The organism is Natronoarchaeum rubrum (genome assembly GCF_024494695.1).
Genome location: NZ_JANHDP010000002.1, coordinates 1 through 19,323 on the forward strand (window position 1 = coordinate 1; position 19,323 = coordinate 19,323).

General features: G+C 65.8%; 16 protein-coding genes, 1 tRNA gene and 1 rRNA gene. 10 read left to right on the top strand and 8 right to left on the bottom strand.

Translation table 11 applies throughout. The features are described 5' to 3' along the window. Positions 1–200: 200 nt before the first annotated feature. From NO931_RS04235 to NO931_RS04255, 5 genes are all read right to left on the bottom strand, one after another. Positions 201–273: transfer RNA gene (locus tag NO931_RS04235), tRNA-Leu, on the bottom strand. Positions 274–482: 209 nt separating this feature from the next. Next, a 16S ribosomal RNA gene (locus tag NO931_RS04240) occupies positions 483–1,953 on the bottom strand. A gap of 325 nt (positions 1,954–2,278) precedes the next feature. Beyond that, a complete protein-coding gene (locus NO931_RS04245) occupies positions 2,279–2,557 on the bottom strand; it encodes a hypothetical protein (RefSeq protein WP_256391396.1) in 279 nt (92 codons plus the stop codon). A 1,198-nt stretch (positions 2,558–3,755) separates the two neighbouring features. Beyond that, positions 3,756–4,850, bottom strand: coding sequence for a glucodextranase DOMON-like domain-containing protein (locus tag NO931_RS04250; RefSeq protein WP_256391397.1), 1,095 nt, complete (start codon positions 4,848–4,850; stop codon positions 3,756–3,758). 102 nt (positions 4,851–4,952) lie between these two features. Continuing rightward, entirely contained in the window at positions 4,953–7,061 is a 2,109-nt protein-coding gene (locus tag NO931_RS04255) for an alpha-amylase family glycosyl hydrolase (protein WP_256391398.1), read from the bottom strand. A gap of 235 nt (positions 7,062–7,296) precedes the next feature. Here NO931_RS04255 and NO931_RS04260 point away from each other — a divergent pair, with 235 nt between their 5' ends. The 4 genes from NO931_RS04260 to NO931_RS04275 all read left to right on the top strand — a co-directional run bounded on the left by NO931_RS04260 (position 7,297) and on the right by NO931_RS04275 (position 10,253). Continuing rightward, positions 7,297–7,608: a DUF7967 family protein gene (locus NO931_RS04260; protein ID WP_256391399.1), complete on the top strand. Its 312-nt coding sequence runs from the start codon at positions 7,297–7,299 to the stop codon at positions 7,606–7,608. Between the two features lie 81 nt (positions 7,609–7,689). Then, entirely contained in the window at positions 7,690–8,598 is a 909-nt protein-coding gene (locus NO931_RS04265; RefSeq protein WP_256391400.1) for an ABC transporter ATP-binding protein, read from the top strand. Next, positions 8,595–9,437: an ABC transporter permease subunit gene (locus NO931_RS04270; RefSeq protein WP_256391401.1), complete on the top strand. Its 843-nt coding sequence runs from the start codon at positions 8,595–8,597 to the stop codon at positions 9,435–9,437. The genes NO931_RS04265 and NO931_RS04270 overlap by 4 nt, the downstream gene beginning before the upstream one ends. A gap of 126 nt (positions 9,438–9,563) precedes the next feature. After that, positions 9,564–10,253: a YqjF family protein gene (locus NO931_RS04275; protein ID WP_256391402.1), complete on the top strand. Its 690-nt coding sequence runs from the start codon at positions 9,564–9,566 to the stop codon at positions 10,251–10,253. 16 nt (positions 10,254–10,269) lie between these two features. Here NO931_RS04275 and ligA read toward each other — a convergent pair whose 3' ends face one another. Further along, positions 10,270–12,348 (bottom strand): NAD-dependent DNA ligase LigA, encoded by a 2,079-nt coding sequence (gene ligA / locus NO931_RS04280; protein WP_256391403.1) that lies wholly within the window; start codon positions 12,346–12,348, stop codon positions 10,270–10,272. Between the two features lie 236 nt (positions 12,349–12,584). On the opposite strand from ligA, the gene NO931_RS04285 reads away from it, so the two are divergent. Further along, entirely contained in the window at positions 12,585–13,403 is an 819-nt protein-coding gene (locus tag NO931_RS04285) for a manganese catalase (protein ID WP_256391404.1), read from the top strand. A gap of 144 nt (positions 13,404–13,547) precedes the next feature. On the opposite strand, the gene NO931_RS04290 is transcribed toward NO931_RS04285, so the two are convergent. After that, positions 13,548–13,715, bottom strand: coding sequence for a DUF7556 family protein (locus NO931_RS04290; RefSeq protein ID WP_256391405.1), 168 nt, complete (start codon positions 13,713–13,715; stop codon positions 13,548–13,550). A 55-nt stretch (positions 13,716–13,770) separates the two neighbouring features. On the opposite strand from NO931_RS04290, the gene NO931_RS04295 reads away from it, so the two are divergent. The 5 genes from NO931_RS04295 to NO931_RS04315 all read left to right on the top strand — a co-directional run bounded on the left by NO931_RS04295 (position 13,771) and on the right by NO931_RS04315 (position 18,971). Continuing rightward, positions 13,771–13,968: a hypothetical protein gene (locus NO931_RS04295; protein WP_256391406.1), complete on the top strand. Its 198-nt coding sequence runs from the start codon at positions 13,771–13,773 to the stop codon at positions 13,966–13,968. Between the two features lie 66 nt (positions 13,969–14,034). Then, on the top strand, positions 14,035–14,886 hold the full coding sequence (locus NO931_RS04300; RefSeq protein ID WP_256391407.1) for a CBS domain-containing protein: 852 nt from the start codon (positions 14,035–14,037) through the stop codon (positions 14,884–14,886). Then, the gene (glyS, locus tag NO931_RS04305) at positions 14,879–16,645 is read left to right on the top strand and encodes a glycine--tRNA ligase (protein ID WP_256391408.1); all 1,767 of its coding nucleotides are present in this window, start codon (positions 14,879–14,881) and stop codon (positions 16,643–16,645) included. The genes NO931_RS04300 and glyS overlap by 8 nt, the downstream gene beginning before the upstream one ends. Before the next feature lie 6 nt (positions 16,646–16,651). Beyond that, positions 16,652–17,227 carry a diacylglycerol/polyprenol kinase family protein gene (locus tag NO931_RS04310; RefSeq protein ID WP_256391409.1) on the top strand — a complete coding sequence of 192 codons (576 nt, stop codon included), beginning with the start codon at positions 16,652–16,654 and terminating at the stop codon, positions 17,225–17,227. A 130-nt stretch (positions 17,228–17,357) separates the two neighbouring features. Next, complete coding sequence (locus NO931_RS04315; RefSeq protein WP_256391410.1) at positions 17,358–18,971, top strand: long-chain-fatty-acid--CoA ligase; 1,614 nt, start codon at positions 17,358–17,360, stop codon at positions 18,969–18,971. A 63-nt stretch (positions 18,972–19,034) separates the two neighbouring features. On the opposite strand, the gene NO931_RS04320 is transcribed toward NO931_RS04315, so the two are convergent. Beyond that, positions 19,035–19,313, bottom strand: coding sequence for an amphi-Trp domain-containing protein (locus NO931_RS04320; RefSeq protein WP_256391411.1), 279 nt, complete (start codon positions 19,311–19,313; stop codon positions 19,035–19,037). Positions 19,314–19,323 lie beyond the last annotated feature (10 nt).

The window sequence follows — 19,323 nt, forward strand, 5'->3', positions numbered from 1 at the left end:
GGTGTCGTCTTCGATGAATGAGTCCAGTGGACGTCTGGATCGCACGTACACGCGGTCTTCATCTACCGCCCGGTGGTCTGGGGCGGTATCGACCCTTCCCATCCGCGCTCGCACGGGATGGTGCATCAATTTGTTCGGATTCATTCGTCCGGGCCTATCCCACTTAAGGGAAACGATCCGAGACAATGAACCCGCGAACAGAGACCCACCTGGGATCCGAACCCAGGGCACCCTCCATCTAAAGGAGGTGCTCTACCACTGAGCTATGGGTCTACCCTCCGTCACAGGAGGAGTGTAGCCTTGATAGTTCAAAGGTGCCCAACCGAACGAGAGCGAGCGATAGCCGATCACGGACCATGCATAGCTGCCTGCTATGAAAGCAGGACTTAGGTGCCCGCTCGAAGAACGGGACTTGGGATTCTCGTCCAGTGACGGACGAGTCCTACGAGTGGGCCAGGCGCGTCGGCCTGGTCCCGGTCTGTAGGAGGTGATCCAGCCGCAGATTCCCCTACGGCTACCTTGTTACGACTTAAGCCCCCTTGCGGAGCCCAGATTCGACTCGGGAACCGAGCCTCATCCGGACCCCACTCGGGTGCTTTGACGGGCGGTGTGTGCAAGGAGCAGGGACGTATTCACCGCCACCTTCTGAGTGGCGATTACTACCGAATCCAGCTTCATGAGGGCGAGTTTCAGCCCTCAATCCGAACTACGACCGAGTTTCGGAGATTAGCGTCCCCTCTCGGGGTTGCGTCCCACTGTCTCGGCCATTGTAGCCCGCGTGTCGCCCAGCACATTCGGGGCATACTGACCTACCGTTGCCCGTTCCTTCCTCCGTGTTGGCCACGGCAGTCTCCCTAATGTACCCACCTGGCTCGCGCCAGTGCTGGCAATTAAGGATGCGGGTCTCGCTCGTTGCCTGACTTAACAGGATGCCTCACGGTACGAGCTGACGGCGGCCATGCACCTCCTCTCAATGGCTCTAGTAAGCTCATCACACTGACTGTCACTGCACATTGTCGATGCTGGTGAGATGTCCGGCGTTGAGTCCAATTAAACCGCAGGCTCCTCCGGTTGTAGTGCTCCCCCGCCAATTCCTTTAAGTTTCATCCTTGCGGACGTACTTCCCAGGCGGTCCGTTTAGCGTCTTCACTGCGGCACAGCGCAGGCTCGTAGCCTACGCCGCACCTAACGGACATCGTTTACGGCCAAGACTACCCGGGTATCTAATCCGGTTCGTGACCTTGGCTTTCGTCCCTCACCGTCGGATCCATCCTCCCAGAGCGCTTTCGCCACCGGTGGTCCGGCCGGGATTACAGGATTTCACTCCTACCCCGGCCGTACCCTCTGGGTCGTCTGGTCCCAAGCCACGCAGGTTTCGCCGGACGCCCACGCGTTGAGCGCGTGGATTTCCCGACGAACTTGCGTGGCCGGCTACGGACGCTTTAGGCCCAATAAGAACGGCCATCACTCGAGCTGCCGGTATTACCGCGGCGGCTGGCACCGGTCTTGCCCAGCTCTTGTTCCACCACCATCGTACGGTGGTGAAAAGCGAGGACTGTATGCCCTCGCACTGGGGATCCCCTTATCGCACTGTCGTGCAGTGTAAAGGTTTCGCGCCTGCTGCGCCCCGTAGGGCCCGGTATCTTGTCTCAGATACCGTCTCCGGGCTCTTGCTCTCACAACCCGTACCGATTACTGGCACGGTGGGCCGTTACCCCACCGTCTACCTAATCGGCCGCAGCCACAGCCTCTGGCGCCGGAGCGTTTGACTCTCCATCCATTCCAGGAGTGAAGTGATATCAGGTATTGGCCTCAGTTTCCCGAGGATATTCCCGTCCAGAGGGTAGTTTGGCCACGTGTTACTGAGCTATCTGCCACGAGTCTAAACTCGTGCGACTAGCATGGCTAAATCGGATCCCCATAGCAATGGCCTCCGGCAGGATCAACCGGAATGTGCCTCCCTGGTGGGAGGCGGTGGGCGGGATGCTCCCCAAAGGGGAGCAACACCATAATGTGTGGTCCCCGTCAGGGACCACGATTGTCTATTGCATGGGTCCGTAGATCGGTGATCACCAAACCATCAGTCGGTTGGGTATCACCGAACTACCAAGGCTAACATCAGATCCCATCTGTACGGCGGACCACAGGGGTGGAATCCTCATCTCTTGTCTCCGCCCTCGTGTGGGCGGCGACGCGTTCACATCAACATCGGAAGCACCACCCATATAAAAGGCCATTGAATTAGATGCTGTTCGGGAGTGCTACTCAAGAGTACTAATCACACATGTATGATAAGTGCCATTATATTTCTCCTCAGCAGTTCTTGTCGTAGTTCCCCCATCCCGTCGTGGATGATCTTATAGAGCCGATCCTCACCGAAACCCAACTCATTCGCTACTGCGACTCGCTCGTTCAGCGATAAGTTCTCGCAGGTGCTTGATCTGATCGCCCAGTTATCTCCTATTTTCACCGTCGAACATCTCCGGGAAAAGGTGCCGGCGATCTCTCCCCGCTTGACGATCTGCGCGAGTTCGTCGTCGTAATCGTGCAGCAGCATCCCCTCGCCGTGTGAGCGCCGCCGATCACGTCCCTCTCGTCGTCAGAGAGATGCGCAAAGTTCAGGATGTGCTTGCAGATCACGTCGTGGCTATGGAGTTCCTCCAGTAGTTCGCGGTTGCGCGTGTCTTGGTCAATGCGCTCGCGAAGGTCAGACGGGACGGCCGCAAGGATGTCAAATGGGAAGTGTTAGCGGGCGTAGTCACCAGACGACGCTGTCAAAGACAGTCTTAGTATCAGTACATAATATCTGACAATATCACCACCAATTAGTTCGGTTCTATTCCCACGAAAAGGAAGGTACGCATCAATTCTATCCTCGGAGATTGTGCGATATAGAATCGGAGCTGTCGGATCGCGCTACGCTCGATCGGCCGTGGTCGCACGACAGCCATCTCTCACTGCTTTGCGGGCGATGGGCGGCGGAGCAGCCGTCGCGAGGATCCCCGACGATCCCAACTGCTGATCAGAGCCACTCCCATCGCCCACCGATTCAGAAGCATGGACGACCCGAACGCGAACCGATGGTCGCTCACCGCGCGGGCGTATATTGTACACTCGGATAGCACAGCACGTCGACCACATCATCCGAGGGAACACAGCAGGCTGATCGACCCGGGTGAACTCATTCACGTTCAGCCTCGTCACCGACCCGCTCGTCGCGCTCGGTGTCGTGCCATCGCGGACCGGTCGAGCGGGCGTTCGATACTGGACAGCAGTACGGTCGATCGTGAGTGCGATGCTGGTCTCGTCTACACGAGGCGTGGGCTACCGAGCCGTCCATAGACGTGATCTGCACGTACGCCGATCCGATAGGGGGACGCCGCGTTCGCGCTCCTGATCGGGCTCATCTCCGCTGCACTGCTCGGGACGGGCTACTCGACGAGACGGCGGTACCGCGGAGTACAGTAATCAGTCCCCACGGTTTCCGGAGTAGTGCCCAGTCGGTCGAAGCGAACCTGCGGGCACCGCTCCGGCGTCGCGCTCAGGCGGCACGTGGTTGTGGCCGTAGGAAGATTTCGTATAGCACTATACGATAGATAATTAGTCGGCACCGGTTCGCGTCGATTCGATGGACGCAGCCGAAACCGTTCGAAAAAGGAGCCGAGACGCCGCTACTCGCCGAGATAGCGTTCGAGCAATGATCGAGAACGAGTTGTAGCAGCCGAAACGCGCACTACGGACGGACCGCGCGGGAATCAGGCTTCGTCGTCGTCCGCCTCGCCGCGGCGTCGCGCCGCGAGCGCACCGCCGGCTGCACCGAGAAGGCCGACGCCGATGCCGAATCCGGGGAGGCCGCTGTCCTCGTCGGAACTGCTCCCGTCGTCGGAACCGCTGTCGTCCGAACTCCCGCCGTCGGAGCTATCACCGTCGGAGCCGCCATCGTCGGAACTCCCATCATCGGAGCTTCCGTCGTCCGAGCTCCCATCGTCTGAGCTGCCATCGTCGGAACTCCCGTCATCGGAGCTCCCATCGTCGGAACTTCCGTCATCGGAGCTTCCGTCGTCCGAACTACCTCCGTCAGAACTACCGCCGCCCGAACTATCGCCGCTGACCGAGAGGTACGGAATCGTCGCCACGGAGTCGCTGGAGTACGCGAGCGCGTCGCTCTGGCTCGTCCCGTCGGGCGTGATCAGATCGATCACGTTTGACGCGTTCTCGTTCTCCTCGCCGCCGAACTTGTGCTGGGAGGCTTCCGATTCGACCGTCCGAACCTGGCCGGGGCCGAAGCCGTCGAAACCGAGCATGAGCGGTGCGACGTGCATCGACTCGATGTCGCCGATCGTGTCTTGAGACACCGAGAACACGATCGTCGAATCACCCTCGACGCTGGGTGTGCCGGTCGCGAGTTCGCTGCCCTCGGCGTCCTGCACGCGGACGCCGTTCTGGCCGTCGACGAGAATCCGGATCTGGTAGTTCGCCGCGAGGTTCGCGTTCACGCCCTCGCGCGCCGCGCTGGCGCCGCTGCTCGCGCTGGGATCCCGCAGGTACACCTGAATGTGCTGGTGCGAAAAGCCGTTCTCCAGGGGGAAGTTGTTCGAAATCGTCCCGTCGACCGTCAGCTTGAACTGGTAGTTGCCGTCCGCAGAGTGGATGCTGAACGACGAGATGTCCCAGGTCGCGTCCGAGTAGTTGTCGCCGGTCGGGCGCGTGTAGCTTCCGGGACCGTTCGCGTCGCCCGTGGCGTCGTCCCACGAAGCGATCGCGTCCGACTGCGCGGACGCGGTCGAGACGCCGGTGACCGCGAGTGCGCTCGCCGCTGCCAGGCCGCTGAGGTACTGTCTTCGATCCATGATACCACACTTCGAATATGTCCATAAAAACATTATGAATTATTTCGACATACTTGTCAGTATTTTGTCTTATGGTAGCGAGTGTGAAAAAATCCGGGCGCCTTACTCCGAGTCGCTCGCGTCGGCGTCGTCACCGGTGACCGCAGCGAGCCCGTCTTCGGCGTCGAAGTCCCGTGCAGTACGGTCCGCGGGCGTCGGGCCGGCGCCGGGGGTCGGCTCGTCGGCCTCGACGACGACCACGCGATCGACCTCGAACTCCAGCGAACCGTCGTGGGTCGTCGGTGAGAGCGACTCGCCGGTGCGCAGGTCGGTCGTCTCGACGTAGTCGCCGACGCGAACCGAGCGGGGACCGTCCGCGAAGTTGAGCAGGACGACCGCGCGCTGGTCGTCGGCGACCCGCGAGAACGCGAGCACGTGATCGGAGTCGGAGTGGTAGGGGATGCGTTCGATTCCGGCGTCGCTGCCCAGCGCGGGGATCGACTTGCGGGCGTCGACGAGCGAGCGGTAGAACTCGTTGAGCTCCTCGTCGAACTCGCCCCAGTTCATCGCGTCGCGGTACCCCTCGAGGCCGGTCTCCTGTCCGTAGTACAGCATCGGATTTCCGGGGAGCGTGAACGTCGCGGCGCCGGCGGCCATCTGGGCTTCGCGGCCGTACTCGGCGAGGAAGCGATCGAGGTCGTGGTTCTCGACGTACTGGAGGAACGGCCGGTAGGCGGGGACGCCGACGTTCGCCCGGCGCTCGACGGCGTCGAGGACGGCCTCGGCGTCGCCGTCGGCGGCCATCCCGAGCGCCTCGTGGAGCCGGTCGTCGTGGTGGATGTGGAACTCGCCCTCCGAGAAGTCGGCGAAGTACGGCACCGACTCGTCGAGCAGGAGGAATTCGTCGTCATCGGCCGTGGTGCGGTCGTACACCTCCTTCCAGAAGGAGTGCTGGACGCCCCAAGCGACGTCACAGCGGAACCCGTCGATCTTGTCCGCCCAGAAGTCGACGATCGAGAGCACGAACTCCCGGACCTCGGGGTTCTCGTAGTTCAGGTTCGGGATCGTGCTCCAGTTGAAGTACGTGTCCGGTTCGAGGTCGTCCTCGTCCTCCCAGCGGTACCAGTCCCTGTAGCGCTCGTGGTCCTCGTGGTCGGGATCCGAGGCGGCCTGGAAGTGCGGGTGGAGGATCGACGTGTGGTTGACCACCAGGTCGAACACGACCTTGATGCCGTGGTCGTGACAGACGTCGACGAACGCCTCGAACTCCTCCATCGTCCCGAGCGCGGGGTCGACCGAGAAGTAATCCAGCGCGTCGTAGCCGTGGGGGCCGCCGCGTTCGGCGTCGGTGCCGAAGCTGCTCTCGGCCTCGACGAAGGGGGTCATCCAGAGCGCGTCGACGCCGAGCTCGGCGAGGTAGGGGACGCGCTCTGCCATCGTCTCGAACGTCGGGTCGTCCTGGTCGGGGAACCGGCGGGTGAAGATCTCGTAGAAGACGGCGTCGTCGAGCCACTCCGGCGGGTCGTGGGGGCGTTCGATCGACACCGAGTCCCCCTCGGGGACGAGCCGGATCGCGTCGGCGACGCTGTACCGGCGTCCGGCGGCGACGGCGTAGATCCGCACCGGTTCGTCGATCTCCGAGGCGACGATCGGACCGCCGGCGTCGACCAGCGCGTCTTTGTCACGGTCGTCGACGTACAGCTCCACGTCGACGTCGGGGTCGATCGAGTCGTCGGCCGGCGGCGTCGTCGCGGCGGCGGTCAGCACCACGCGATCGCCGATCGTCTCGGCGTCGATCTCCACGCGGGGGCGCGGGTCGTCCGGGTTCTCCGGGTCGTCCGGGTTCTCCTCGGGGAACGCGCGGACGGTCAGCTCGTGGCGGCCGTCGGGAGCCACCAGTTCGAGCGTGTACTCGCCCGGGACGTCGGGGTCGAACGAGACGACGGGGTCGGCCCCGACGGTGGCGTCGCTGCCCTCGGGTGACTCGGCGACCGACCACGAGTACTCGGCGTCCGGATCGGGGTTGCGCGGCGCCAGCGCGTCCCGGTCCGTCTGGTCGTTGCCGTTGGGATCCTCGATCGTCTCGCTGACCGCCACGAACCGCGGCGGCCCCGGGTGCGAGGAGCCGTCGCCGCTCTCGGAGTCGTCGGTCGCCGACCGTTTCGCGCCGCCGTCGGCGAGCGGCGCGTCGACCAGCGATCCGAGAGTGGCGATATGCGTGCTACGTCTCATGTCCTCATACCACCTGTCATAGCATAAAACATTCACGAAGTATTATTTCATCACTCGTTTTCGTGACCGAACTGTGCCCTGTAGGGGGACGCACCGCGAGAGTAAAAATGCGGTGGCCGGGCCGAACGGGCCCGAGGAGAGGGCGAGCGGCGTCGAACGGCTTCGCCGCGGGGGCTCCGTATGGAGCCGTCGGACGACCGGGACGACTACGGGGCCGCGGCGCGAACGCGAACGTATGACCGACGATGCGGCGGGCGACGGCGGCGAGGACGAAGCGGCGAGCGGCGACGGAACGGTACAGTGCTGGCTCGTCGAGCGATCGTTCGACCAGCGCAACCTCGTCACGCTCGTGTACGCGACGCCCGGCGGCGAGCGCTACCAGCAGCGCGAGCTATCGGGCAACGCCCTCTCCCAGATCGACGTGACCGCGGCGCGGGAGATCCCCGCCGACGAACTGGAGGACGTGCGCGACGCCGACACCCGGGCGCGCTACGCTGACGAGGTCGCGTCCGTGCGCGAGCAGTACGACCCGGACGAGGAGCTCTGAGCCGGCGAGCTGCGGACAATTGGGGGTTCGGAACGTCGACTCATCACAGCACATAAGCGGCGGTGCGCTGAACCGTCCGACATGGCAGCCATCGAACTGGACGGCGTGACGAAGCGCTACGGCGGCGTCACGGCGCTGTCGGATCTCGACCTCGCCGTCGAGGCGGGCGAGATCTACGGCTTCCTCGGCCCGAACGGCGCCGGGAAGTCGACGACGATCAACGTGTTGCTCGACTTCGCGCGGCCGACCGCGGGCGCCGCTCGGGTGTTCGGGCTCGACTGCCAGGCCGAGTCGGTGGCCGTCCGCGAGCGCGTCGGCGTGCTGCCCGACGGCTTCAGCCCGTGGGATCGGCTCACGGGACGCCAGCACGTCGAGTTCGCCTGCGAGTCCCGCGAGGTCGACGCCGATCCCGAGGCGATTTTAGAACGGGTCGGCATCGCGGACGCCGCCGACCGGAAGGCCGGCGACTACTCGAAAGGGATGACCCAGCGCCTCGCGCTCGGGATGGCGCTGGTCGGCGATCCCGATCTTCTCATTCTGGACGAGCCGACGACCGGGCTCGACCCCAACGGCGCCCGGGCGATGCGCGAACTGATCCTCGAAGAGCGCGACCGCGGCGCGACGGTGTTTTTCTCCAGTCACATCCTCGATCAGGTCGAGGGGGTCTGCGACCGCGTCGGCATTTTGCGCGGCGGCGAGCTCGTCGCCGAGGACAGCGTCGAGGGGCTGCGCGAGGCCGCCGGATCGGGCGCTCGCCTGCGGGTGTCGGTCGACCGCGCGGACCCGGCGGCGGTCGACGCCGTCCGCGAGTTGGACGGCGTGACGGGCGCCGAGATCCGCGGCGACGAGATCGTCGTCCGCTGCGCCGACGGAACGAAGTCGGCGGTGGTGTCGACGCTCGAAGACGAGGGCGTCGCAGTATCGGACTTCTCGACCGAGGAAGCGTCGCTGGAGGAGCTATTCAGAGCGTACACGGAGGGATCGGCGTGAGCTGGAACGTCGTCGCCCGGAAAGAGGTCAAGGACGCGGCGCGCTCGCGCGTGCTGCACGCGCTGACCGGCGCGATGGTGCTGATCGCGCTGGCGCTGATGGGCGTCTACGTCGCTGCACCGCGGCTGTTCGGCACCCCGGCGGCCAACCTGACGTTCCAGAACTTCGTCGCCTCACTCGGCCCGGCGTCGGCGTTCGTGCCGATCCTCGGCGCGATGCTGGGCTACAAGGCGATCGTCGGCGAGCGCCAGAGCGGGAGCCTCGCGCTGTTGCTCTCCCAGCCCCACAGCCGGGACGACGTCGTGATCGGGAAGTTCGTCGGGCGCGCGGTCGTGCTGGCGATCCCGATCGGGCTGGCGTTCGCGGCGGGCTTCGGCGTCGTCGCGGTCGCGTTCGACGCCTACTCGATCGTCGGCTACGTCGGCTTCCTCGGGGCGCTGCTACTGGTCGGTGTCGCCTACGTTGCCGTCGCGATCGCGATCTCGGCGTCGACCGGGTCGACGACGAAAGCCGCCGCCGGGGTGCTGGCGTACTACATGGTGTTCAAGTGGCTCTGGGGCGCGGTCGTGCTCGCGACCAACGCCGTCAGGGCGCGCCTCGCGACCGGCGAGTGGGTCGTCCAGATCGGCGGGTTCCCCGAGTGGGTGTCGGTCATGTTCATGCTCAGCCCGCACAACGCCTACCAGATCGTGCTCCGGGACGTCGTGCTGACGGAGTACCCGCCGGTCTGGTACGCCGAACCGTACATGACCGCCTGGACCGGCGCGGTCGTGCTGGCGCTGTGGACCGTCGCGCCACTGACGTTCGGGCTCTGGCGATTCGACGCCGTCGACCTGTGAGCGTCGGCGTCGCCGCCGCGTGATGCCGACGCCGAGCCGAGGGAGATGTCGACACCGGAGCCAAAGCGAACGCCGACGCCGGGCCCGAGCCGAAGCCGCTTTTCGTTCAGAACGCTTAGAGTTCCTATGGTCGTCCCGCTGGAGATGGGGTGGCGCCACCTTCTGTTCGAGAACTGGCCGGTCGATCCGGACGTGATGGACGCACACCTCCCCGAAGGGCTCGCGCCTGACACCCACGACGGGTCGGCGTGGCTCTCGGTCGTGCCGTTCACCAACGTCGCCGTGCGACCGAAAGGCGTACCCGAGTCGCTCGGGATCCGACTGCCCGAACTCAACCTCAGAACGTACGTGACCCGCGACGGCGTCCCCAGCGTCTACTTCTTCAGCCTCGACGCGCAGGGCGTCGCGAGCGTCCTCGGCGCCCGGATCTTCCACCATCTGCCGTACTTCTACGCCCGGATCTCGCTAGAAGTGACCGACGGCCGGGTTCGCTTTCGCAGCCGTCGTCGCCATCCGGGCGCCCGTCCCGTCCACTACGAGGGGACGTACTGGCCGACCGGCGAGCCGTTCGCGGCGCCCGACGACGACTTCGGGGAGTTTCTCGTCGAGCGCTACCGGTTCTACACCGAAGCTCAGGACGGGTCGATCCGCTACACGGACGTCGCGCACGACCCCTGGACGCTGTACCCCGCCGACGCCGACATCGAGACGAACACGCTGCTGTCGGCCCACGGGTTCGCCGAGCCCGACGCCGAGCCGGTGTACTACTACAGTCCCGGCCTCGACGTGGTCGCGTCGGGGAGCAAGCGGCTGTAGCCGCCCCCGAAACTCGCTACAGGACGCCGCGCTCTTCGAGCAGGTCCTCGAATTCTTCCTCGCCGTCGAGCTGCGGGACGCCCTCCGCGTCGGCGTCCGATCGCTTGGTCTGGCCGGGGTTCTCGCCGACGACGAGGTAGTCCGTGTTGCCCGAGACGCTGCCGGTCGCCGAACCGCCGTGATCCTCGATCAGCTCCTGGGCCTCGCTCCGAGTGTAGTTCGGCAGGCTGCCAGTGAACACGAACGTCAGCCCGTCGAGTTCGTCGCCGCCCTCGATATCGGCGTCCTGCGGGTCGACGCCGTGCTCGCGCAGGTCTGCGACGACCGCGCGGTTCGCCTCGGAGCCGAAGAAGTCGCGGATCTGCTCGGCGACGATCGGGCCGACATCCGGTACGTCCTCCAGCGCGTCGGCGTCAGCTTCCATCACGGCGTCGAGCGAGCCGAACTCGCGGGCGAGCTGGCGGGCCGTCGCGGCGCCGACGTGCGGGATACCCAGCGCGGCGAGGAAGCCGGAAAGGGGCGGCTCCTTCGTCGCGTCGAGTTCCGCGAGCAGCTTCTCGGCGCTACGCTCGCCCCAGCCCTCCAGGGCGACCAGCTCGTCGGCGTCGATCTCGTAGAGGTCCGCGACGCTGTCGGTGAGCAGCCCCTCGTCGAGGAACTGGCGCACCGTGCGCTCGCCCAGCCCCTCGATATCGAGCCCGTCGTCGCCGCCGTAGTAGACCACCGACTCGCGCAGCTGGGCGTCGCAGGCCAGCCCGCCGGTGCAGTACGCCATCGGCCCGTCGCGCTCGACCGGACTCGAACAGACCGGGCAGGTGTCGGGGAACTCGAAGTGCGCCTCGTCGCCCTCGCCGTCGCTCCCATCTTCGACCACTTCCGCGACTTGCGGGATCACGTCGCCCGCCCGTTCGATGCGCACTTTGTCGCCGATATCGACGCCGAGCGCGGCGATCTCGTCGGGGTTGTGGAGGCTCGCTCGCGAGACGGTGACGCCGCCGACGTCGACCGGATCGAGCAGCGCGACCGGCGTGAGTCGGCCGGTGCGGCCGACCTGTACCGCGATCTCGCGGATCGTCGTCTCCTCGGTTCGCGCGGGGAACTTGTAGGCAAAGGCCCACCGGTAGTGGCGCGCTGTCGACCCCAGTTCCTCGCGTTGCTCGGCGCCGTCGACCTTGACGACGACGCCGTCGATCTCGTAGTTCAGGTCGTCCCGACGGTCGAGCATGGCGTCGCGGTACTCGATCGCCTCGTCGATCGCATCGACGCGCTCGGTGTACTCGTTGACCTTGAGGCCGAACTCGGGGAGGGCCTGATCCTCTTCCCACCGGGTCGCCCAGCCGTCGCTGGAATCGAGCACCTCGAAGAAGAAACAGTCGAGGGGCCGATCGGCGACGACCGAGGGGTCGTGCTGGCGGATCGTCCCCGCGGTGGCGTTCCGGGGGTTCGCGAAGGGATCGTCCCCGCGTTCGACGCGCTCGCGGTTGTACGCCTGGAACGCGTCGCGGGGCATGAACACTTCGCCCCGGACCGCGAGGAAGTCTGGCGGGTCGCCCGCGAGGCGCTGGGGGATCGACCGGATCGTCCGGACGTTCTCGGTGACGACGTCGCCCTCGCGGCCGTCACCGCGGGTGGCCGCGCGCACCATGCGGCCCTCCTCGTAGACGACCTCGATCGAGACGCCGTCGAACTTCGGCTCGCAGACGTAGTCGACCGCCCCCACCTCACCGCGGACGCGCTCGTCGAACTCGTAGACGTCCTCGGCGTCGCCGCTCTGGTCGATCGAGAGCATCGGCGCGACGTGCTCGACGGTGTCGAACGACTCGACGGGCTCGCCGCCGACTCTGCGGGTGGGGCTGTCCGCGAGGTCGAGGTCGAATTCGGCTTCGAGCGCCTCCAGTCGGGCGAACAGCGCGTCGTAGGTGCGATCGGCGATCGCGGGGTCGCCCTCGACGTAGTAGCGGCGGTCGTGCTCGCGGATCGCCTCCCTGAGCTGTTCGGCTTGCTCACGAGCCGCGTCCTCCGAAAGCTCCTCGACCGGTTCGAAGTCGGTCGGCGGATCCCGGAGGTACGGGTTGTCGTCGAGATCGGTCGCCATTTCGCCGACGTAGCGCGCCATCGTACAAAAATCCGAGCACACCGGCGTCCGGCGCTCACTCCGCCTCGCAGCCCCGCGCCTCGGAAACGGCGGCGACGCGACGCCGCCTTTCGAGTGGTGCTCGATCGTCTGCACGCTACCGTGCAAAACCGACAGAGAAGTTGCCTCTATTCCACGTAAATACATCGAACGAACCCTTATTCGGGATTTCGTGGATGTTTGTCGCGGGGATACCCATGTTCTTCCACGAACCCGAACTCCAGTACGAAGTGACAGTCGAAGAGCCCGACCCGCAGTTCGCCAAGGAGCTCCAGCAGGCGATCGGCGGCGTCGAGGGAGAGATGCGCGTCGCCCTGCAGTACCTGTTCCAGGCCTGGGCGACGCCGGCCGAGCACGAGGAGTACCGCAAGCTGCTGATGGAGACCGCGACCGAGGAGCTGGGCCACATCGAGATGCTCGCGACGGCGGTGACGAAGAACCTCCGAAACGCCTCCGAGAGCGAACGCGAGGACGCCGCCCAAGACGACGCGATGCGCATGATGATGGCCGGCCAGAGCCCGCGCCAGATCCTCTCGGCGGGCGAGTCGGCGATGCCGGTCGACAGCAACGGGTTCCCGTTCAACGGCAACTACGTCGCCGCCTCCGGAAATCTCGCGGCGGACATGTACGCCAACGTGATGGCCGAGTCCACCGGGCGCCTGCTCGCGACGCGACTGTGGGAACGCACCGACGACCCCGGGATGAAAGACATGCTGGAGTACCTGATCGCGCGGGACACGATGCACCAGAACCAGTGGCTCGCCGCCCTGGAGACGCTGGAGGATCCGGTGCCGGTGCCGGCGAGCTTCCAGCAGGAGCAGGAAAATCAGGAGTTCAACTACGCGTTCATGTCGACGCGCCGGGATCCGCCCGAGGACCCCGACCTGCCCTGGACGCAGGGCGATGCGCCCGACGGCAGCGGCGAGTTTAGCTTCCTCGACGAGCAGCCCGGCGGCGGGACGGCGTCGGCGCCGAGTCCCGATCCGTCGGTGTACGACGAGCCGAACCGCGAATAAATCAAAGAGCGCTATATTAAACTAGTGGTAGTCGGGCACCGAGGTCCAGTCGCGCTTCGGCGTCGCTCTCGGGGCGGTCGGCATGGTGCCGCCGTTCGACGGCGGCGTCGCTATCGGATCGAGAAACGAGAAAACGGCAGGCAGTTACCGACAGGAGGGAAGCGACGGCGCGTCCTCTACCGCCATCGCGAGCCAGGCGTCGTCCGCCGTGATGTCGGCGATGACGTACTGCTCGTCGTCCCCGTCACCGTCGACGGAGCCGACGATCTCTCTCGCGCCGCACGACGTGTCGCTGTAACCTGACGACGACATATACATAATTATCTTTCACACATGGATAAACCCGTCGGATCGGAGTGACGTTTCGGTGTCGGAGAACATCTCGGACGCGAGCGGTAGCGGCACCTCGACGCCGAAGTTCGTCGCAAGCCCCGGCGCCAGCGGCGTCGAGCCGACGCTCGAGAGGATCTTCCAGATCACCGTGCTCTCACGGGAGCTGCTCCCGAAATGGTCGGTCCGACGGTCGCGAGCGAAGCGGTTTCGCGACCGCGCTCCGTCAGGGTGACGACCGCCTCCGGAGAGCGACCGCCGAAGCACGGCCTTTATGACGGTTTTGGACGTACCGCGTGGTATGAATGTGTCCGACGCGATGACGCCGCGAGGAGAGCTCGTGACGGTCGAGCTCCCCGGCAGCCGCGACGACGCCCTGGAGTACCTGCAGGACCGCGAATTTTCCTCCGTGCCGGTCGTCAAGCAGAACGACGACGGCGAGGAGTACCGCGGTCTGGTCTCGCGCGAGAGCCTGATCGAGCAGCCCGACGAGGACCAGCTCGCGCTGCTGATGGAAGAGGCCCCGACCGTGACTCGCGACGCCGGCATCGAGGAGCTGGCCGAGCTGATGGTCACCGAGGGCGCGCGTCGCGTCCCCGTCGTCGACGGCGAACTGGAGGGCATCGTCACGATCACCGACGTGATCCGTGCGCTGGCCACCGGCGACATCGACGCCGACGTGGAGGTCGGCGGGATCGCAACGCGAGACGTCAACACGACGTTCGCCGGGGCGCCCTTGACCGTCGCGATGCGCGAGCTGAACTACGCTAACGTCCCCTACGCCGTCGCACTCGACGAGGCCGGCGAGCCGGCCGGCATGCTCACCGAAGTCGACGTGTTGAACGTCGCCGAGATCGTCGAGGACGAAGAGGAGACGGGCAACAGCTTCGCAGACCAGGACGACGACTGGATGTGGGAAGGGATCAAGGGCGTCGGCAGCCGCTCGATGACCGTCCGGAACGTCGAGCTGCCGGCCGGGACGGTCGCCGAGTTCATGACCGAGGACCTGATCACCGTCTCGGAGGGCAAGACCGCTCAGAAGGCCGCCCAGCTGATGATCACCAACGACATCGAGCAGATCCCGCTGGTCTCGGGCGGCAACCTCGTGGGCATCGTGCTCGACATCGACCTGCTGGAGGCGCTGTATGAGTGAGAGCACGGCCGAGAAGCTCGTCGAACTCGCCAAGCGCCGCGGGTACTTCTTCCCGTCGGCGGGCGCGTACGGCGGCGTCGCCGGCTTCTACACGTTCGGCCCGCAGGGCGCCGCACTCAAGCAGAACGTCGAGGACGCCTGGCGCGAGCGCTTCGCGGTCCGGGAGGGCCACCAGGAGATCGACGCGCCGACGGTGATGCCCGAGCCCGTCTTCGAGGCGTCGGGTCACCTCGACGGCTTCGACGACATGCTCGTCGAGTGCGCGGACTGTGGCGAGAGCCACCGCGCCGACCACCTGATCGAGGACAACACCGCCATCGAGGAGGCCGAGTCGATCGCCATCGAGGAGGTCGAGGACCTGATCGACGAGCACCAGCTCGTCTGTCCCTCCTGCGGCGCGGACCTCTCGGGCGAGCCGGTCGACGACTTCAACCTCATGTTCGGTACGAACATCGGCCCCGGCGACTCCTCGCCGGGCTACCTGCGCCCCGAGACCGCCCAGGGCATCTTCGTCGAGTTCCCGCTGCTCAAAGAGTACGCCCGCAACCAGCTCCCCTTCGGCGTCACGCAGATCGGCAAGGCGTACCGGAACGAGATCAGCCCGCGCAAGTCCGTCATCCGTACGCGGGAGTTCACGCAGGCCGAGCTCGAACTGTTCGTCGACCCCGAGGAGAACGACCCCGACCTCTCGCGCGTCGAAGACGTCGAGGTGCGCCTCTACCCGATCGGCGAGCAGGAAGACGAGGACGGCGAGCTGATCGAGACGACGATCGGCGAAGCCGTCGACGACGGCACGCTCGCGAGCCCCTGGATCGCCTACTACCTCGGTGTCGCCCAGGAGTGGTACGAGCGCGTCGGCGTCGACGCCGATCGGTTCCGGTTCCGCCAGCACCTCGCGGGCGAGCGCGCCCACTACGCCAGCGACTGCTGGGACGCCGAAGCCGAGTTAGATGAGGACTGGATCGAGCTGGCCGGCTTCGCGTACCGCGGCGACTACGACCTCTCGAAGCACGCCGAGCACTCCGACGAGGACTTCACGATCTTCAAGCAGTACGACGAGCCGGTCACCGTCGAGCGCGCGACGGTCGACCCCGACATGAGCTACCTCGGCCCCGAGTTCGGCGGGCAGGCCCAGGCGGTCGCGGACGCGCTGGCCGACCTCGCGGAGGAAGATCGCTCTGCGTTCGAGGGCGAGGACGTGACGGTCGACGTCGATGGCGAGGAGTACACCGTTCCGGTCGAGAAAACGGACTTCTCGGTCGACGAAGTGACCGAGTCCGGCGAGCACATCACGCCCCACGTCGTCGAGCCGTCGTTCGGCGTCGACCGGCTGCTCTACACGATCCTCGATCACGCCTACGCCGAGGACGAGGTCGGCGGCGAGGAGCGCACCTACCTCTCGCTCGACGCCGAAGTCGCGCCGACGACCGTCGGCGTGTTCCCGCTGATGGACAAGGAGGGGCTGGGCGAGCGCGCCCGCGACCTCGCCGCGGAGCTGCGGGCGGCCGGCCTCTCGGTCAACTACGACGACTCGGGCGCCATCGGCCGGCGCTACCGCCGACAGGACGAGATCGGCACGCCGTTCTGCGTCACCGTCGACTACGAGACGCTCGAAGACGGCACCGTGACGGTCCGCGAGCGCGATTCGACCGAGCAGCTCCGCGTTCCCGTCGACGATCTCGACGAGACGCTGACGGCGCTCAGCGAGGGCGACCTCGCGTTCGCGGACGTCGACGGCGAGCCGGTCGAGGAGGAGTAGCGAGCGATGGCCGACGAGATCAAGCGCCGCCTCGTACACATCAGCGGGACGGGGATGCCCGCGTTCTACCTCCTCGATATCTTCAGCTGGCAGGACCTCCAGTGGTTCTTGCTGATCGGCAGCAGCGTCGCGGCGATTCTGGAGGTGATCCGCCTCTCGTTCGGGCTCGACTGGTGGATCTACGACAAGCTCACCCGCGAGTACGAGCAGGACAACCCCGCGGGCTACGCGCTGTACATGTTCAGCCTGACGATCGTCGTCCTGCTGTTGGAGCCCGACATCGCCATCCCCGCGATGCTGATGTTGACGCTGGGCGACCCGATCAGCGGCGTCCTCGGTAGCGACGAGCTGCGGGCGATCAAGCGCCCGCGCGTGCTCGCGACGATGTTCGGCATCTGCCTGCTGGTCGCGTTGCCGTTCCTGACGCTGTCGGCGTCGCTGCTCGCGGCCGCGGCCGCGACGGTCGCCGACGGCGTCAAGCCCCGCGTTCTCGGGTTCGTCATCGACGACAACCTCTCGATCCCGCTGGCGGCCGGTCTCGTGGGCTGGTTCGGCGTGACGTACCTGCCCGCGGTCGCCTGACGGTCGCCGGGCGCGTCGTTGAGCGGCTGAACTGCGTTCAGCCGCTGGCTGCGACTGATTCTGGAGTCGAGGATGAAAATATTGCCGGTAATCGCACGTTTAGTGCGTTCGGCAGTCGAATCTATCATGAATGAAGAAACAATTGCTCGTGACAGACTTCCTCGACCGGGCCAGAACGTACTACGGCGACTACGAGGCAGTCGTGGGGACGGACGGCGAGCGGTTCACGTACGACGAGTTCGGCGAGCGCGTCGACCGGTTCTCGGCGGCGCTGCAGGCCCGCGGCGTCGAGAAGGGCGACCGCGTCGCGGTGCTCGACCCGAACACGCACTACCACCTCGAAGCGGCGTTCGGGGCGATGCAGTGTGGCGCGATCCACGTGCCGCTGAACTACCGCCTCGAACCCTCGGACTACGAGTACCTTCTCTCGGACTCGGGGGCGAGCGTCGTCTACGCCGACTACGAGTACGCCGGCAAGATCGAGGCGATCCGCGACGAGATTCCCGCCGAGGTGTTCGTGACGAACGATCCGGCGCCGGTCGAGGGCGACTGGCTCGACTTCGAGTCGTTCCTGGCGGACGACCCCGACGGCTACGACCGCCCGGCGATGACCGAGGACGAGATTATCACCATCAACTACACCTCGGGGACGACCGGTGATCCGAAGGGCGTCTGTCGGACCCACCGGACGGAGTCGCTGCACGCCCAGCTCGTGACGATCCACCACCACCTCACCGACGACGACGTCTACCTGTGGACGCTCCCGATGTTCCACGTCAACGGCTGGGGCCACATCTACGCCGTCACCGGCCGCGGCGCGAAACACGTCTGCACGCGCGGCGTCGACGCCGGAAACGTCTTCGACGCGATCCACGATGAGGACGTCTCATTCCTCTGTTGCGCGCCGACCGTGCTGACCATCCTCGGCGAGTACGCCGACGAGCACGACCCGGCGTTCAGCGGCGACAACCCGGTCCGCGTGACCGCCGCCGGCAGCGCCCCGCCGAGCGCGACGATCCGCGAAGTCGAAAACGAGTTCGGCTGGGAGTTCACGCAGCTGTACGGCGCCACCGAGACCGGGCCGCTGATCGCCACCTCGGACGCCGCCCGGCTGATCCCCGACGAGGGCGGACTCCGCTTCTCGCTGAAGCAGCGCCAGGGCGTCGCTCCGCTCGGGACCGATCTCCGCGTCGTCGACGACGACGGAGAGCAGGTCCCCCGCGACGACAGCACCATCGGCGAGGTCGTCGTCCGCGGCAATCAGGTCATGGAGGAGTACTGGGAGAAGCCCGACGAGACGCACGCGGCGTTCAACGACCGCCTCGAAGGCTGGTACCACACCGGCGACCTGGCGGTCGTCAACGAGGACGGCATGATCGCCATCAAGGACCGCAAGAAAGACATCATCATCTCCGGCGGCGAGAACATCTCGTCGGTCGAACTGGAGGACACGCTGTTCGACCACGAGGCCGTCGGCGACGTGGCGGTCATCCCCGCACCGTCGGAGAAGTGGGGCGAGACGCCGAAGGCGTTCGTCGTCCCCGATAACGGCGACCCCGAGAATCCCGGCGTCACCGCCGACGAGCTGACCGCGTTCACCCGCGAGCAACTGGCCGACTACAAGATCGTCCACGAGATCGAGTTCGTGGACGCGATCCCGAAGACCGCGACCGGGAAGATCCAGAAGTACGAACTGCGAAAACGCGAGTGGGACGACGAGGATCAGATGGTCGGGAAGGGGTAGCCAGCCTGCACGTGCCAGTCGGTAGAGAAAATGCCGGTGCGACTGGGTAGCCGGCTCGGGGACTTACTCCTGAACGTCTAAGGTTCCCTCCTCAGCAGTGGCAGCCTCCCGCCACCACACCAGCTCGAACTCGATACTCTGTTTCGCCTCCGTATCCCCCTGGGACCAGTCCGATTCGCCCTCGAGTTTGAACGTCACGGGCTCGGTCGGAGACATCTGCACGCCCGTTCCGCCGAGGTCGAGCGTCAGGTCGCCGCCGCCGTCGAGCTGGTCGGCCAGATCTCGAAGGTACGTCGCAATTTCCGCTCGTGATTTTTGTTCTTCGGTTTCGAGCTCCCCCATATTCGGGAGT